The organism is Haloarcula japonica DSM 6131 (genome assembly GCF_000336635.1).
GTDB classification, from domain to species: Archaea; Halobacteriota; Halobacteria; order Halobacteriales; family Haloarculaceae; genus Haloarcula; species Haloarcula japonica.
In genome coordinates this window covers 36,987-51,137 of the sequence record NZ_AOLY01000011.1, presented here as the reverse complement: position 1 = coordinate 51,137, position 14,151 = coordinate 36,987, and the positions used below count along the sequence as shown (strand labels likewise).

Genomic DNA, 14,151 nt, shown 5'->3' with positions numbered 1-14,151 from the left:
ATGTGTATAAGAGACAGTATCTGGATTGAACGAACTGGCTGTCCGCCCATCCAATTTCTGTATCAACTGGGTGTCGTTGGTGAGTGCAGCGACTGCTGACCGGCCTTCGATGTCGCCCTCGGCGGTAGCGCGTGAGAGTTGATAGAGCAGTCGAGAGTAATCCGGCTCGTCGTCGTTGCTATTCCCGGTGAGATAGTCGATCTCGTCCAGGATGAATAGGATCGCCTCGAAGCGTTCATTGACGATCTCGTAGAGGCGGTCGTACTTGTCTGAGGTTGCCGTTCCCTGTTTTTTGATGCCGACCTCAGCACCGGTCTTCTCAGACACGTCCTGCAGCATCGCGTAGACGGCTTTATCCTCGGAGCTGATCCGCTGGCAGTTGATGCGAATGACGCCGAAGTCGACACCGCGATTCTCACAGAGCGTCGCGACCTCCTCGGCAGTCGCGTTGATGATGAGGGATTTGCCCGTTCCAGAGGGGCCGAATTGGAGAATATTGTCTTGCCGCCCTCCCTTCACTGCGGGGAGGAGTAGTTCGATGATCCGATCTAGCTGCTCGTCGCGACCAACGATGCGATTGGCGTCAATGATCGTATCCGGGTGAACGAGGTCCTTATTGGCAAACACTGACGTCGTCGAATCCTTCTCATTCAGCTGGCTCTCGACGCGATCACGAATCGTCCCACCCAATCCGCTAGTACTGCTCCCCTCTTCTGTGTCCGAACCAGGGTCAGTCTCGGCAGGTTCGTGATCTGATCCCGTAGTGGTTTCACTGTCAACACCAGATTCGCCGTCTACATCGGGTATTGCACTGTCGTCAGTGATTTCCGCTTGGTCTGGAGTGCTATCCTTCTGCGGCCGGGTCATGAGTCGGACATTTCACCCGAGGGTAAAAGTCGTTGTGTATGCTGAATCTAAATTGCCAGTCCTGGCACTGTACACTCGAAATACCCATCCACTGCACAAATCCGTCTATCCACCGTTTGCAGGTTGTAACGGCTAACGGCGGGTGTCAGTTGCTGAATAGCGTCCTCAGATTTTCTGAGACGTATTAACCAACACGAGTTCTCATTTGCCGCCGAGTGTTGGTTAAGATAGCTGTCTCGGGCCGATCATGGCTGGAAAGACGATGAGATCTACGAGTGCGCATCGAACCGCTACCGCATCACGAATGCCCCCGTCGCTCCGCTCGGGGGCGTGCGCTCGGCTCCGTCAGTCGGGACCCGTGTGAGGGTCCCATCCTTCGGTCGCCTCGCTTGTGGTGGCTGTTAAGCCACTGTACCAATGTGATTCGTTGCGACGATGGTATGCAGATTCTCGCAACTCGTAGCTTATAAGACACTAGCCAAGCACGTATCATTAAGCACGGCTTGCGGATCTGAAAACGGGCGATGATGCCCGTCTAACCGCCCTCCAGTGATAGTAACTTCAAACTAAAGGGTGTCATAGAAGTCTTCTCATAGTGTTGATTACATCCACTTCTACGGTGAATTGGCCGATAAGTAGGTCTGCGTATTGATTAGATGTCGAAGTATGTCTCTGCTCTTTTCAGAATGTGTTCAAGCACGGGCGACCCTCGGATGGCAGTTAATGGCTGCGGTGGTTCCGGATCGGATGGGTGATCTGCCAGCTGTCGATACCACCACTGGATATCGTGCCACTCCCCCTGTTTGTAGCCAACTGCGGGGAACGTACCGACCGGTTCGAACCCCATTCGCTCGTGTAACTTCACGCTTGCAGGGTTCGGGAGCGTCACAACTGCGTACGCGTTATAATATCCTTGCTCCTTCAAAGTCTCCAAGAGGGAAGTGTACAGCGCGGTTCCGATACCCGATTGGTGAGTGTCTTCAGCGACGTATACTGACAGTTCAGCCGTCCATGCATACGGCGGGGTTGATCGCAACGAACTCGCAGTTGCGTATCCGAGAATTTCGCCTTCGTCCGTCTCGCAAACGAACCACGGATACTTGTGGAGAGTCGTCTCAATCCGCTCTGCCATCTCCGTAGTCGTTGGCGGGTCAACTTCAAACGAAATTGGTGACGATTCGACGAAAGGCGCGTAGATAGAACGGATGGCTGGTGCATCTTCCGGAGTGGCTAATCGGAGCTGGTATTTCATGTCTGAGGAATTTCCACGCGACCACTGTATATCCTGTACTTATCGAATCAGGGTACTCACATAGGTTGTGTGAGAGCCGTTCTATGACACCCTCTCAAACTAGGTAGCAAGGCGGATTCCCCGCCCCACCGTGGGCGGGGAGGAAGCCGACGCCCGCTGCCACAAACCTATCAACTATTAAGTACCTTTACTATCTATTGAAATTTGTGGCGGACGATTACCTGAGACGCACCGCAATCACCCGCCCCATCCTCACCCACGAGCAGAAGCAACTGCTCGATGCTACCATCAACGAGTGGAAAACTGCCTGCAACACCAGCAGCCAGATCGGATGGGAACACGGTGAAACGCGGAAGACGTACCTCCAAGACCTCGCCTACGGCGATGTGCGAGAGGAAACGCGTCTCGGGAGTCAGCACGCAATCCTCGCCACCCACCAAGCCGCAGCCGCACTCTCCGGCGTCGAAGAAATCAAAGAACTGGACGAGGAGTACAAGACATCACGTCCGGAGTTCACCGCCGAGACAGTGAAATACGACACCCGGACGATGACGATATTCGACGACGGAACAGTCTCACTCTCAACGGTTGACGACCGTATTCGGTGCGATCTCGCGTTGCCTGACGACGAAGATGGCTACCAACACCAGTACCTCGAAGACGAGGACTGGGAACTGACCGAATCCACACTTTCTCAGCGTGATGGCGACTACTACCTGCATCTCGGCTTTCGCAAACCAAAGCCCGAGAAACAGGTCGAACAACAGGGCGACGACGAGGACAGGACAGTTCTCGGCGTTGACCTCGGCATCGTCAACATCGCTACCACCAGTACGGCGTACTTCGCGTCCGGCAGGGAACTTCGACACCGCCATCGGGAGTTCGAGCGGATACGTGGCAACCTCCAACAGACTGGGACACAATCCGCACATCGGACGATTCAGCTGATGAGCGGCAGGGAATCGCGGTACGTCCGCGATGTCCTCCACCGCGTGGCCAACAACATCATCGAGGAAGCACTGGAGCATAACTGCGAGTACATCGCCTTTGAGAACCTGAAACACATCAGGGAACGTGCGCCGCCGGTCAAAGAGTTCCACCAGTGGGCGCACCGCCAGCTCGTTGACCTCGTGGAGTACAAGGCTGACGCGGAAGGCATCAGTGTTGAGTACGTTGATCCGGAGAACACGAGTCGGCGGTGTCCCGAGTGTGGACACACTAGCGAAGGCAATCGCGTCAGGCAGGCGGAGTTCGCATGCGAGAAGTGTGGTGCGACAGCGAATGCGGACTATGTTGGAGCGAAAAATGTTGGATGGCGGTACGTCCGTCGCGGCCTACAGTCGTCGCGGCGGACGGGCGACAGTCAACTCGCCCTGAAGTCAGGAACAGTGACGCCGAACCGGGGATTCGTCCCGTCCGACTAACCACAGTCGGGAGAGGCCGAGTTCACTGACAAGCCCTGCGCCACCGTGCGCGGGGCAGTTGACGCACTGAACGAGACTGGAAAGACAGTATCCCGTCGGTGTCCCACAAAACAGATGCCTGTGAAAACGGGGGAGATTCCCATGGCGCGTGATCAGGAAATTACCTTCTACAGCGACGAACAGACCTTACGCGAATTGGACGAGTTGGCCGACGACCAGGACACGACTCGTTCAACCGTCGTTTTCGAACTCGTTCGTGAGGGGCTTCGTCGCGAACGCGAGGGTGCGGTCTCTGCTGAAACGCGCGCATCTGAACGGCTGCAAGACCTCCTCGATGACGGTCTCACAGACATGGAGGACACTGCCCGGGAGATACAGGATTTGAATGCAAAGACTGGCGTCTATGCTGTGGCTGCGTTCGAACTTGTGAAGCAACAACACGGCGAGGCGGCTATTCGAGAGGCCTTGCAAACCGGTGCGCGACGACTCCGTGAGGACGACGTTGACGATCTCGCTAGCGGCGGGGATGACGACCAGAGCGCAACTGCTGAAGATGACTCTGATCAGGACGGCAGTGGACTCGATTTCGAAGCACTACGTGAGGGCAACCAATGACAACGGTCATCGACTCTGATTTTAAGCGCCGAGACACGGGGGCGCTGATGCGCTATATCGAGCACGAGGAGGAGAACCTGCGCGACCGAACGGGCCAGGAAATGGATGAGAGCGAGCAGCAGCATCTGCTCGACCGTTCCGAGGAGAATGGGATGAGTCGCCATCTCATCATCTCGCCCGAGAATGCGGAACAGCTCGATAACAAGGAAATCGGGCGCGCGACACGGCAAACCATCCGTGAGACCATCGGTAGTCGCGAGGGTGTTGACTGGGGCTATGCCGTCCATCGCGATGGTGGTGACCGTCCTCACGCGCACGTGGTCGCGACTGGGCGCGCTGACCAGCCTGGCGACCCGCTCTGGATCGACAGGGAGGATCTCGACCAAATTCGTGACCGAGCGCACGAGCATTCAATTGAGCAGGAGCAGGGCGTTGAGCACGCCCTCGACCAGGCCCTTGACGAGTCAGTGGGCCAAGAGCAGGAACAGGAGCAGATTAGCCAGGAGCAGGAGCAGGACCGTGGACAGGGACATAGTCGATGAGTCTGACGAAGCGGTTCCAGTACTACGTTCGTCCGGCGTGGTTCGTTGTTGGGTGGATTCTGTTGCTCCTCGTCTGGCTTTTCTACCTCCCGACTCCAGAATTCCCAGTCATCCCTCTCTCAATCTGGGGGCTGGCATTTCTTGCAAGTCCGTTCATTCTCTATCGGTACTGGGGAGATCGCCCACCGCAGCTAACGCTCTCGTCGGAGCGGCTCGACGACTCTGAGGTTGGGCTTCCAGTCAATCACATCAACGAGACAGACCACTTGAGCGGTCGTCTACTGCGGCGGATGATTCCCATCGACGTGACGGGGTCAATCGGGATTCTGGGGGCGACTCGGTCGGGGAAGACCAACGCGGCGAAACTGCTTGTGGACCAGATACGCGACAAAGCCGATGACAATACGCCGTTCATTATCTACGACCACAAAACGGATTTCCAGGACCATCTCGACGAGGATGAGCGCATTGTCCTTTCAGGTCGGGAAGCCGATGTCCAGTGGAATATCTTCGAGGAAGTCGAATCTGAACAGGAATGCGAAGAGCTCGCTAGAGAACTATTCCCGGCTCCATCTGATGGCTCCGATTTCTTCGCCGATGCCTCACGTCAATTGTTCGCTGCGGTTCTCAAAGTCATGCGGCGAGACGCGCCTGATGGAACCACACCCACGAATGAGGACCTCGTAACGTGGATCGAATCAACGACGGTCGAAGAACTCGCTGAAACGCTCTCGGAGCATCCTGATCTCCAGGGGATCACTGACTACATCGACCCTGACGCGTCCGAACAGTCGCAGGGCGTCATGGCGTCGTTCCGCAAGGAGGTTCGAAATATGTTCCAGGGCGATCTCTGCGAGGCAGGGAGCTGGTCGATTCGCCAGTACATGAACGATCCAGAAGGCCAGGTCCTGATCATCGACTATCCGCAACGGCTCGGCGAATCCACGAAGCCACTCATCCGGTTTACTATCGACTGGTCAATTCGGTTTGCGCTCGACGATGGCGATCAAAGCGCGTACTTTGTTCTTGACGAGTTTGCTCGCTTGCCACCACTACGACGCATCGGGGATCTCGTGAATGTCGGGGCCGGGCAAGACACGCGGGCACTCATCACGTTGCAGTCCGTTGCACAGCTGTATGATCGGTATGGTCGCGACGGGGGCGATGCACTCCTTTCTGGGCTGCTCTCGACGATCATTCTCCGGCTCAATGACTCCTCGAGTATCGCATTCGCACGGAGCCGGGTTGGCACGTACTGGGAAGAGCAGGATGTCCCTGAATACAACGCTGATGGCGAGGTTTCTGGAACATCGACTGAGGATGTTGAGAAGCACGCGATGGCCAAAGGCGAGTTCGGGGACTTCGCACCGGGGTGGGGAATCATCGTCCGAAACGATGGATGGGTTGATGCACAGATCGATCTGTATGAGGACGTCGCTGAGTACATCACCGATATCGACGAGATCGAGGGCAGGGAGGTCGACGAAGTTGACGAACGATGCCCCCACTGCGGTGAGGTGGTCTCAGGCTCTGAATGCGTCAATTCAGACTGTCCTCCCCGAGAGAAGGTTCTGAATTGATCGAAACTAACCACATGTGGCAGGCTGACGTAGAACAGTTCTCGAAGAAGTAAATCCCGGCGTAATTGTGCTGAACCGACCGGTTTGGATATCGTGTGTTGACCAACTGGAGTCGTGCCCTGCCACCTGCCACGGTAACTGAGTTTCAGCGACTATCTCAATAATGCCGTAAAACGGCCTAACTTATTTATATATGGGGTGTCTTCTATTGCCTTGGAGAGTCTTGGAATGCCCTTAGAAGAAGACAACACAAGTGGTGTCGACGTTGAACATCTATTAGATGAGGTCGAGCAGCTAACTCCAGAACAGCGTACAGAACTCCAAGCCAAGTTGAATGAGGAGCCAAAGCCGCCTCTGATGGGATGGTCGCCCGATCCGCTAAAGCTCAAGGTGGCGCTGAACCAACTCGTGGAGGAAGAGCAGGTAACACGTGAGGAACTCGCTGAAGAACTGAGTTCTATCGACGAGATCAGCGAGATTTCTTCAATGGATTACGGCCTCGTGTCGCGCACCTCAAACGACATCTTCCATGTCGAGAAAGGGGACAGCAAGGGCGAGGACGTGCTGTCGTTGACTGAGCAGGGATGGGATCTGGCGGAGATGTTTGACAATGACTTCGATGGTCTACGGCCCGTCGAGAAGACGCTATACCGAGGGCTATCGCTGTATGGCCATCTGGGTGCCTTCCTCGGCATTCTCGAAAAGCATCGTCAGGATGGAGAGNGGCGGAGATGTTTGACAATGACTTCGATGGTCTACGGCCCGTCGAGAAGACGCTATACCGAGGGCTATCGCTGTATGGCCATCTGGGTGCCTTCCTCGGCATTCTCGAAAAGCATCGTCAGGATGGAGAGCACCCTGATGGGATGTTGAAGGAGGAGATTGTCTCTGAGATGGAGGAGTTCTACGGTGGTGAGGCGAGCAACTACACTGGGTACCTCGGCACACTCTGTGATCGCGTAGAACTGATCACGCGTACCCGTGACGGGAACCGCGCTCGGTACAAGATCGCAGTTCCCGAGCGCTGGTAGTTCGATGTATTAAAACCACTACCTCTGTTATTCGTTCAGTCCACAAACGACAGCTGCCTATCTCTTCTCTCAATTACTCTCGAACTTCATCGCCAACGGTGGTATCGGGCCGCCAATCCAGTCAAGATACTCAAACGACGTTTGTTTGTCAAACCAAATCAGATCTGAGCGTCCCTCGTATGCATGGGCAGTCACGTCAAAACCGTGGCCTGCAAGAAGATCGACGAATGCAGAGCCGTCTGGGTACCAAAGAACCAGGTGATCACCATCATTGAGCGTCCCACGGAACGACGTAAAGACCTGGGCCGCTCGCGGAGAGAAATTGACGAATTCGTCGGTAAGAGAGGCTTCGACTAAGTGCTGTAACCACGGACAGGAGACAGATGTCCATCGCCATTTTTCGTTTTTCTGTGCCGTCTCGTCGCCAGTGAATTCAGTGAGCGTCTCACGGTCTGAATCTTGCTTGATCGTGCTGTGCCAGATGCCGATCTCCTCAGCGATCCACTCTAACGCCTGCTTGTATTTTGTTGTCTTCACCAGCAGCGGATTGTTGCCCGTCTCGGAGACGGTCGCGCCCGCTAACCAGAGCCCAGTGAAAACCGCTCTCTCGCTCTCGCTTGGATACGGGAAATCGCACGACGTCGAGTTCGACCAATGTTGGCCGATCCGTTGATAGTCCTTCTCACTCTCACAGACTGGGCACTGCGTCATTCTCAGTACGCTGCTTCTCGCTTGTCGTACATAGGTCTCGTTTTTCCAGCTGGGGCTCGCGACAAGGAGTAGCTGATCCTCCGCAACGGCACTAATATATCAAATCCCAAACCACCGCACAGAATCGCTATACCACCGCACAGATACCCCGTCGATGTCTTGCGTTTTCTCTGAAAGTGCCAGCAGGGTTTTAGCCTGCCACGCGGTAAGAACCACCGAATTTACGTCGCGCATAGCTCAGCTACCCCCACTCTTCTCGGAAGCGTCTACCCAGTCCATCATATCGTGCAACAGGGCCAGCCACCTCTCGCTTCAGTTATCATCGGGTCGATGCATCGCTATCTGTCGTCGACGACTCACGGATTTGCATTCTCGGGCCACCAGTTGCTCGACCGGACAGACACACGAGGGTCCCGTCGAGGAGCTGGGGCTGAACAGGACCTCGTTACAAATCGATAACGGTGGGTGTCGTGTCCGGAGCTAATCGCGAAACAACCATCGGGAAAGCCCAGCGCTCACGACGACTGTGAGCGCTCGGAACCTGGAGGTGGAGGGGTGGTTCGGGATACGAAAAAACGAGTGCCGGGTATTCGCAGCTACGGCACCCGCTCCTCAGTCGTCACACAGCCGTTCGTCCAGTCGATCCCGGCGACGTCGACCTCGTAGCTTCCCGTTCGATCACAGACCGCACAGCGATAGAATTCGAAGAAGCCGTTCGCCGCTTCGTTCTGGCTTGCACGCTCCAACTCCAGCCGTCGACTCCCACACTCACAGACCAACATCACCGTCGCGCTCCTCGACTGGCATCTCGATCACGGCCGCGCTCTCGGTGAGCCGTCCATCTGGGCGCGGGACTCGACCGGCTCGAATCTCCATGTCGACCCGCCGGAGGTGTTTGCACCCACCGTCTGGCTCGCCCGTCTGCCAGTCCGGGCACGAGCACATTTCTGAAACGACATCGACCTCGTAGGTGCTGCCACTTGCGCCCTTCTGGACGCCGTAGATGCCGCCTTCCTGCGAGAGCCACACGTCCATCTCTTCGGTCAACGCTCGCTGCGTCCGCGCGTCCTCGATGCGATGGCCGCCATCGGTGACGACCGTCGGGATCGTCGTTCGGAACTCGCTGAGTTCGGTCTGTACCAGTACGCTCTTACCGCTCTCGTTGATACTCGACATTGCACTTGTCCAAGGTGCGAGGCGCGGCGAACGCCGCGTCTTCATTCATCCTCTTCCCGACGACCTGAACCTCGACACTGCGGGCTACCGCTCGCGCCTCAGGTGCCCTGGCGCGAGCGGGTCACAGAGGAAGGCGCAACGCCCGCAGCCACGCGACCGTCCAGCGGAGTATGCCCGGTCGCCGAACGGAGCGACCAACGGGAGCGGAGTGAGGCCAGTTCCGAGCACCAACTGGAGCGCAGGAACCGACGGGCATACCCGCTGGCGCGCGACCCATTCGCGCGAGTGAGCACGGCGACCGCGGGCGGCCGCGCCTGACGACACGCACACACCGAGGTTCCTGAGTACCTCGCGCTGCCCCAGCTGGGTCGACACGGCGCCATAGCGGGGCTCGAGGAGCGACCGACAGCAATAGGAACGCTCTCGACTGGCGTTTCGACGACGTCCACGCGGCCAGCGATTAACCAACATCTCCCGTTATACCGCGTTTTTGTTGGTTAATCAGTTTGCATCCCTTTACGGATTCTCTGCCCTTCTGCCGCCGAACGCACGACTGGTTCCAGTGTTGGTTGGTGCGACCGACACCCGGTATCGACCTGTAACACACCGCGTTTCGAGTGAAAAACAGCCACGTCGGTAGCTGGCGAGCTAGCTGAGAACAGCACGTGCTGGTGGTGCGCAGCGATAGCGTCGTCAGCCGTGGGTGACGGCAACCGGCTCGACGACGATCGTACCGGTCCGGAGGACCGGGCGCTTTGCACGGCCGTTCTCCTCGAGCGTCGTGACACCGTGCTCGGCGAGGACAGCGAGGTCCCGCGAGACGGCACCTTTGTCACGGCCGACCTCCCGGGCGAGGTCGCGGACAGACCCGTATTCGCCCACGCGAAGCGCGTCGATGAGTTCCCGTCGCCGGTCTGTGAGGACGTCCGCTGCCTCGCTGAGAGCGAGCACAGTCACGTTATCGTAGTCGCTCTGGGCGAGCGTGCGGCTGAACTCGGCCCTGTCTGCAATGCGGTCAGCCGTCTCGTCTCCCGCATGGCTTATTTCAGACACATATATCACTCTCTCTACTGTTGCATTAGAAGTCAATAGTGATAAACCCTCTGCTGAATTTCGCGGGGACGGCCGATTGATCCACCAGTGAGGGTGGTATCTTGGGTAGCGTTTTATGCTAGGCTTCGAAAATCGGCATGAGTGAGTATGTCTGAATCGTATGACTACGCCTACCCTCTTGGCACACACAAAGGGCGGATGATTCGCCTCGCGGTCGATCTCTCTGACGCCGTCGACACCGCGACCGCCCCCGTGACGACCGATTTCGCTGTCTGGTTGTTCTACTGGATGCCGTCTGAGGACGCACCCGACGCCTCACATGAGCACATCGTCCGGATCGACGATCGAAAGCACGGCGGCCCACACATCGACCGATTCTATAGCGAAGAAGGCGGGAAAGATACCTCTCTCCCGTCGGATTTTGATGCTGAGGATGCTGAGGAACGTCTGCGCGAGGACTGGCGACACTTTGCCGACACCTACTACCAAGCTCACGGCGGCTGGCGGTGAATGGAGTTAGAACTCCTCGATTGGATACCAGTTCAATGATACCCTCATCACAGACAGATTGAGAAGACACTTGCACATTCAGTATATCAACGGCACAATTGGAGAGTGACTTCGTGAGCGCACGTACCGATTCTGAGTCTCAAACTGAGGACTACCGGCAAGAGGACGAGGTAGAGATATTCTTCAAGATCGCGGCGGTGATGGCGGCCGCGCTGCTGTTTCCCTGGGTGTACGCCATCCTCGAGCGCGCGAATTTCCACGACGTCAAGTTCGAGGGGCTACATCGTAGCCGCGCACTCTGGCTCGTCCCGCTGTTCTACCTGGTCGGGGCGGTCGGAACTGTCCTGCTCTTTCCAGCACACCTCAAACTGTTCTGGGCGTTCCACGTCCTCCTGCTCGCGCAGGTGGTCGAGCTCATCCTCCATCAGGCAGGGTATCTGACCGCCATGGCCCTACCGCTGGTCGAGCAGTTCACGCTGCCCCGCGTCGGCGGTTTCGTCGTCGCACTCGGTATCACAGCGTATACTGGCCAGCGACTGCGTACCTGGGACACGGAACGCGAACTCCGTAGGACCATCAGCGACGGGAACTACGTCTTGCCGTTTCGGGGACTCTCTGCTGCGAGCGATCACATGAGCCTCTCGCGGTTTTTCCCACTGCAGAAGGACCGTTCAATTCTCGTCCTCGGGGAGACGGGCGCAGGGAAGACGGAGACGATCAAACATCTCTCCCATCAGATGCAGGCCGGAACGGACGATCCGTTTGTCGTCTTCGACTACAAAGGCGAATACCAAGACATCCTCGAACGCGACCACAACCACGAGGACCTAATCTACCTCTCGTCGACGGGCGCAACCGAACACTGGAACGTCTTCGCCGAAATCGAACGCGAGGCCGATATCGACGAAATCGGCCGAGCACTGTTTCCCAAAACGGAGGAATCTGAGTTCTTCAGTCCAGCCGCACGCCAGCTGTTCGTTGCGGTCGTGACGTATCTCCACCGGGAAGCCCAAGCGGACGACACGACGCCGACGAACGCCGATCTCGTAGCGTTCGTCCAGTCGACTGATAAACAAGAGATGCACGAGCAGCTGACCGACCATTCGGATCTTACTGCGGCGGCCTCGGCAATCGATCCGGATTCAGAACGACAGGCGGCGGGCGTCTACGCGAACTTTCAGCAGATCATCGCTGACCTCTTCCGCGGCGACTTCGCTGAAGCAGGCGAGTTCTCGATCCGCGAGTACATGCAGGACCCACAGGGACGGACGTTGCTATTGGACTTCCCGATCACAGAGGGTGACGCGGTCCAACCCGCATTTCGGTTCTTCATCGACTGGGCGGCACGCTTTGCGCTTGCTGACGACCGCGACACGTATTTCGTCCTGGACGAGTTCGCGCGCCTTCCTGGCCTCCGGAAGATCGGCGACCTGATCAACGCGGGACGGGGCCGGAACACCCAGCTCCTGCTTGGCGTCCAGTCGGTCGCACAGCTCCACGACGCCTACGGGAAAGACCGCGCGAATGCGCTACTGAGCGGCCTCGTCCAATCAGTAATCATGCGGGTCGGCGACGCAGCGAGCGTCGAGTACGCACGGTCGCAGATCGGCCGTGAACAACAGCGCCGGTCCGTCCCCGTCCATGACCGTGACGGACGCTCAGTCGGCCGCCAGGAACTCCAGGATGAAACACATCCGATCGCCGAAAGCGACCTCGAACGCCTCGACGATGGCGAGGCGATCGTCATCGTCCCCGATGGTTGGATGCGCGGCCTGATCGCCCGCTTTACAGCGATTCGAGCGCAGCTCGAGCGAGCGCTTGAACGCGCGACGAAAGAGTGACGGCAGCGAGAAGATAGCGTCCCTACATTGGTTCCGGGATTCCGACTGCACTGAACCGGACGTCGACCGCGCCGCAGGCCGCGCAGTTGTCGATGAATGCACAGACCTGCAGTGAGGTTTCCATCTCCTGAACGGCCCCACACACCCCGCATTCGTACGATGTAACGAACTGGAACGCGCCGGAGTCCTCGTCGGTATCGGGGCGGTTGCGGCTCCGTCCAGCAGTCGGTGTCTGTTCGTAACCGGTCGTCGACGTCGACGAACCCTCCGAGCAAGTACTATCCTCTCCAGTCGGGGAGTGCCACGCATCGCTGGGTAGGGCATCATAGACCTGAGACGGCCCCGTGTGCTCCGTATCGACTGAGCCACGTTCAGCCGGACAGTCAGCTGCGTCGGTATCCTGGCCGGACGGATCAGCGGTTTCACTCATCTCGCTCTGGTCATCGAGTGACGAAGACGAGTTCATCGGTGGGAATTTCGTCGTCGACACACCGATTTCGAGGTACTCGGACTGTCCGTGGAGCTGCCCGTCGATGCCAGCAGCGAGTTCTGCGAGCGATTCAGCAACGACTGTTCCGGTTGTATCGCGATGGCTTGCATCGAGGAGCCAGTCGCGAAGGGCGGTTGCGGTGTCGAGTTCGAGTCTGAACGAGGGATCTGTTGCCATTGGCTACGTTGCCTCCACGCTACTGGGGGAACAGAAACCTGCCAAGATCTGGGCCTCGGTTCGGTTGATCTCAGCTGAAGGACGACGTTCATTCAGGGGTTGTCAATGAGGTTGTGGCTGCCGGCCGACCGGAGGGAGGCCGGGAGCGGAGGGTGGGGTGGTGGAGGGATCATCGGGCGAGGGTCGCAATAACGGCCCTCCACAGGCCATCACGAGGTCGACCAGGTGGTGTGTTGTTCAGGGCGAACGGGTAGTCGATTACTCTCGATCAAGACGACGGAGCTGGCTCGTGCTCCGGCTCAGGAGAAACGAGACGCCGGACGTCGATGGGGCGAGGCGGATCTGGGCTTCTTTGGCCTCGGTGAGTATCCAGCCGTAGGGACCATCGAGTTCCATGAAATCGATCGCGCTTTCGACACCAGTCGTCGTGACGAGGAGCCGTTGCTCCCCGTTGTCTTCGATCAGGTGCGCCGACTGTACTGGGTCAGCCTCTGCGACGACGGACGCGGGTTCGGGGTCGTCATCGGGGACGATCTCGCCGGCGTCGTTCTCGACGGGCATTGGCTCGGCGTACAGGACGCCGTCGATATTCACTGGAATCAGGTCGTGTTCGCGTGCTTGGTTCCTGAGGTCGTGCATCGACCCCGAATACCGAACAGAGACACTGTCGGACCAGGCAACACACTCGATAACAGCCGATAGCTGTCGGAGATCGTTCGCAGCCGCCTCAAACCGATCCTTCGACATATGAGTATCTGAACGTGGTCGCTCTGGGTTAATTATCCCCGGCTTTGGGAGCCGCCAGGATCAGGCAGAACCCGGAAAGTATGCCAGTCGGACTATACGATTAACCAACGAGGGGCTATACTGCCTATCCTGTTG

General features: G+C 57.6%; 15 protein-coding genes. 7 read left to right on the top strand and 8 right to left on the bottom strand.

Annotated elements, in window-relative coordinates; translation table 11 throughout:
• A partial coding sequence (locus tag C444_RS07580) for an AAA family ATPase (protein WP_004592033.1) occupies positions 1 to 867 on the bottom strand: 867 nt, incomplete at its 3' end.
• Positions 868 to 1,519: 652 nt separating this feature from the next.
• A complete protein-coding gene (locus C444_RS07575) occupies positions 1,520 to 2,119 on the bottom strand; it encodes a GNAT family N-acetyltransferase (protein WP_049909256.1) in 600 nt (199 codons plus the stop codon).
• A gap of 206 nt (positions 2,120 to 2,325) precedes the next feature.
• Between C444_RS07575 and C444_RS07570 the strand changes: the two genes are divergently transcribed.
• The 5 genes from C444_RS07570 (at position 2,326) to C444_RS21995 (ending at position 7,311) form a co-directional block, all read left to right on the top strand.
• Positions 2,326 to 3,543 (top strand): RNA-guided endonuclease InsQ/TnpB family protein, encoded by a 1,218-nt coding sequence (locus tag C444_RS07570; protein ID WP_004592031.1) that lies wholly within the window; start codon positions 2,326 to 2,328, stop codon positions 3,541 to 3,543.
• A 141-nt stretch (positions 3,544 to 3,684) separates the two neighbouring features.
• Positions 3,685 to 4,158 (top strand): hypothetical protein, encoded by a 474-nt coding sequence (locus C444_RS07565; RefSeq protein WP_004592030.1) that lies wholly within the window; start codon positions 3,685 to 3,687, stop codon positions 4,156 to 4,158.
• Complete coding sequence (locus C444_RS07560) at positions 4,155 to 4,700, top strand: hypothetical protein (protein ID WP_004592029.1); 546 nt, start codon at positions 4,155 to 4,157, stop codon at positions 4,698 to 4,700. Before C444_RS07565 ends, C444_RS07560 begins: the two co-directional genes overlap by 4 nt.
• Entirely contained in the window at positions 4,697 to 6,280 is a 1,584-nt protein-coding gene (locus tag C444_RS07555; RefSeq protein ID WP_004592028.1) for a type IV secretory system conjugative DNA transfer family protein, read from the top strand. Before C444_RS07560 ends, C444_RS07555 begins: the two co-directional genes overlap by 4 nt.
• 866 nt (positions 6,281 to 7,146) lie before the next feature.
• Positions 7,147 to 7,311 (top strand): hypothetical protein, encoded by a 165-nt coding sequence (locus C444_RS21995; protein ID WP_161607594.1) that lies wholly within the window; start codon positions 7,147 to 7,149, stop codon positions 7,309 to 7,311.
• Positions 7,312 to 7,380: 69 nt separating this feature from the next.
• On the opposite strand, the gene C444_RS07545 is transcribed toward C444_RS21995, so the two are convergent.
• From C444_RS07545 to C444_RS07530, 4 genes are all read right to left on the bottom strand, one after another.
• Positions 7,381 to 8,022, bottom strand: coding sequence for a hypothetical protein (locus tag C444_RS07545; protein ID WP_004592026.1), 642 nt, complete (start codon positions 8,020 to 8,022; stop codon positions 7,381 to 7,383).
• Between the two features lie 596 nt (positions 8,023 to 8,618).
• Complete coding sequence (locus tag C444_RS07540; RefSeq protein ID WP_004592025.1) at positions 8,619 to 8,804, bottom strand: hypothetical protein; 186 nt, start codon at positions 8,802 to 8,804, stop codon at positions 8,619 to 8,621.
• Positions 8,791 to 9,198: a hypothetical protein gene (locus C444_RS07535; protein WP_004592024.1), complete on the bottom strand. Its 408-nt coding sequence runs from the start codon at positions 9,196 to 9,198 to the stop codon at positions 8,791 to 8,793. Before C444_RS07535 ends, C444_RS07540 begins: the two co-directional genes overlap by 14 nt.
• A gap of 693 nt (positions 9,199 to 9,891) precedes the next feature.
• Positions 9,892 to 10,251, bottom strand: coding sequence for an HVO_A0114 family putative DNA-binding protein (locus tag C444_RS07530; RefSeq protein WP_004592023.1), 360 nt, complete (start codon positions 10,249 to 10,251; stop codon positions 9,892 to 9,894).
• A gap of 147 nt (positions 10,252 to 10,398) precedes the next feature.
• Here C444_RS07530 and C444_RS07525 point away from each other — a divergent pair, with 147 nt between their 5' ends.
• Both C444_RS07525 and C444_RS07520 read left to right on the top strand, forming a co-directional pair.
• Positions 10,399 to 10,761, top strand: a complete 363-nt coding sequence (locus tag C444_RS07525) for a DUF7718 family protein (RefSeq protein ID WP_152420777.1) — start codon at positions 10,399 to 10,401, stop codon at positions 10,759 to 10,761.
• A 113-nt stretch (positions 10,762 to 10,874) separates the two neighbouring features.
• Positions 10,875 to 12,602, top strand: a complete 1,728-nt coding sequence (locus tag C444_RS07520) for a type IV secretory system conjugative DNA transfer family protein (RefSeq protein ID WP_049909255.1) — start codon at positions 10,875 to 10,877, stop codon at positions 12,600 to 12,602.
• 22 nt (positions 12,603 to 12,624) lie between these two features.
• Here C444_RS07520 and C444_RS07515 read toward each other — a convergent pair whose 3' ends face one another.
• Complete coding sequence (locus C444_RS07515) at positions 12,625 to 13,269, bottom strand: hypothetical protein (protein WP_004592018.1); 645 nt, start codon at positions 13,267 to 13,269, stop codon at positions 12,625 to 12,627.
• A 258-nt stretch (positions 13,270 to 13,527) separates the two neighbouring features.
• Entirely contained in the window at positions 13,528 to 14,016 is a 489-nt protein-coding gene (locus tag C444_RS07510; protein WP_004592016.1) for a hypothetical protein, read from the bottom strand.
• Positions 14,017 to 14,151: the final 135 nt, after the last annotated feature.

What these genes read in the sequence shown, in the direction of transcription:
- C444_RS07560 (WP_004592029.1), top strand. Translation starts at nt 4,155, where the DNA reads ATGACAACGGTCATCGACTCTGATTTTAAGCGCCGAGACACGGGGGCG.
- C444_RS21995 (WP_161607594.1), top strand. Translation starts at nt 7,147, where the DNA reads ATGTTGAAGGAGGAGATTGTCTCTGAGATGGAGGAGTTCTACGGTGGT.
- C444_RS07575 (WP_049909256.1), bottom strand. Translation starts at nt 2,119, where the DNA reads ATGAAATACCAGCTCCGATTAGCCACTCCGGAAGATGCACCAGCCATC.
- C444_RS07540 (WP_004592025.1), bottom strand. Translation starts at nt 8,804, where the DNA reads ATGTTGGTCTGTGAGTGTGGGAGTCGACGGCTGGAGTTGGAGCGTGCA.
- C444_RS07565 (WP_004592030.1), top strand. Translation starts at nt 3,685, where the DNA reads ATGGCGCGTGATCAGGAAATTACCTTCTACAGCGACGAACAGACCTTA.
- C444_RS07535 (WP_004592024.1), bottom strand. Translation starts at nt 9,198, where the DNA reads ATGTCGAGTATCAACGAGAGCGGTAAGAGCGTACTGGTACAGACCGAA.
- C444_RS07545 (WP_004592026.1), bottom strand. Translation starts at nt 8,022, where the DNA reads ATGACGCAGTGCCCAGTCTGTGAGAGTGAGAAGGACTATCAACGGATC.
- C444_RS07555 (WP_004592028.1), top strand. Translation starts at nt 4,697, where the DNA reads ATGAGTCTGACGAAGCGGTTCCAGTACTACGTTCGTCCGGCGTGGTTC.
- C444_RS07515 (WP_004592018.1), bottom strand. Translation starts at nt 13,269, where the DNA reads ATGGCAACAGATCCCTCGTTCAGACTCGAACTCGACACCGCAACCGCC.
- C444_RS07525 (WP_152420777.1), top strand. Translation starts at nt 10,399, where the DNA reads ATGTCTGAATCGTATGACTACGCCTACCCTCTTGGCACACACAAAGGG.
- C444_RS07510 (WP_004592016.1), bottom strand. Translation starts at nt 14,016, where the DNA reads ATGTCGAAGGATCGGTTTGAGGCGGCTGCGAACGATCTCCGACAGCTA.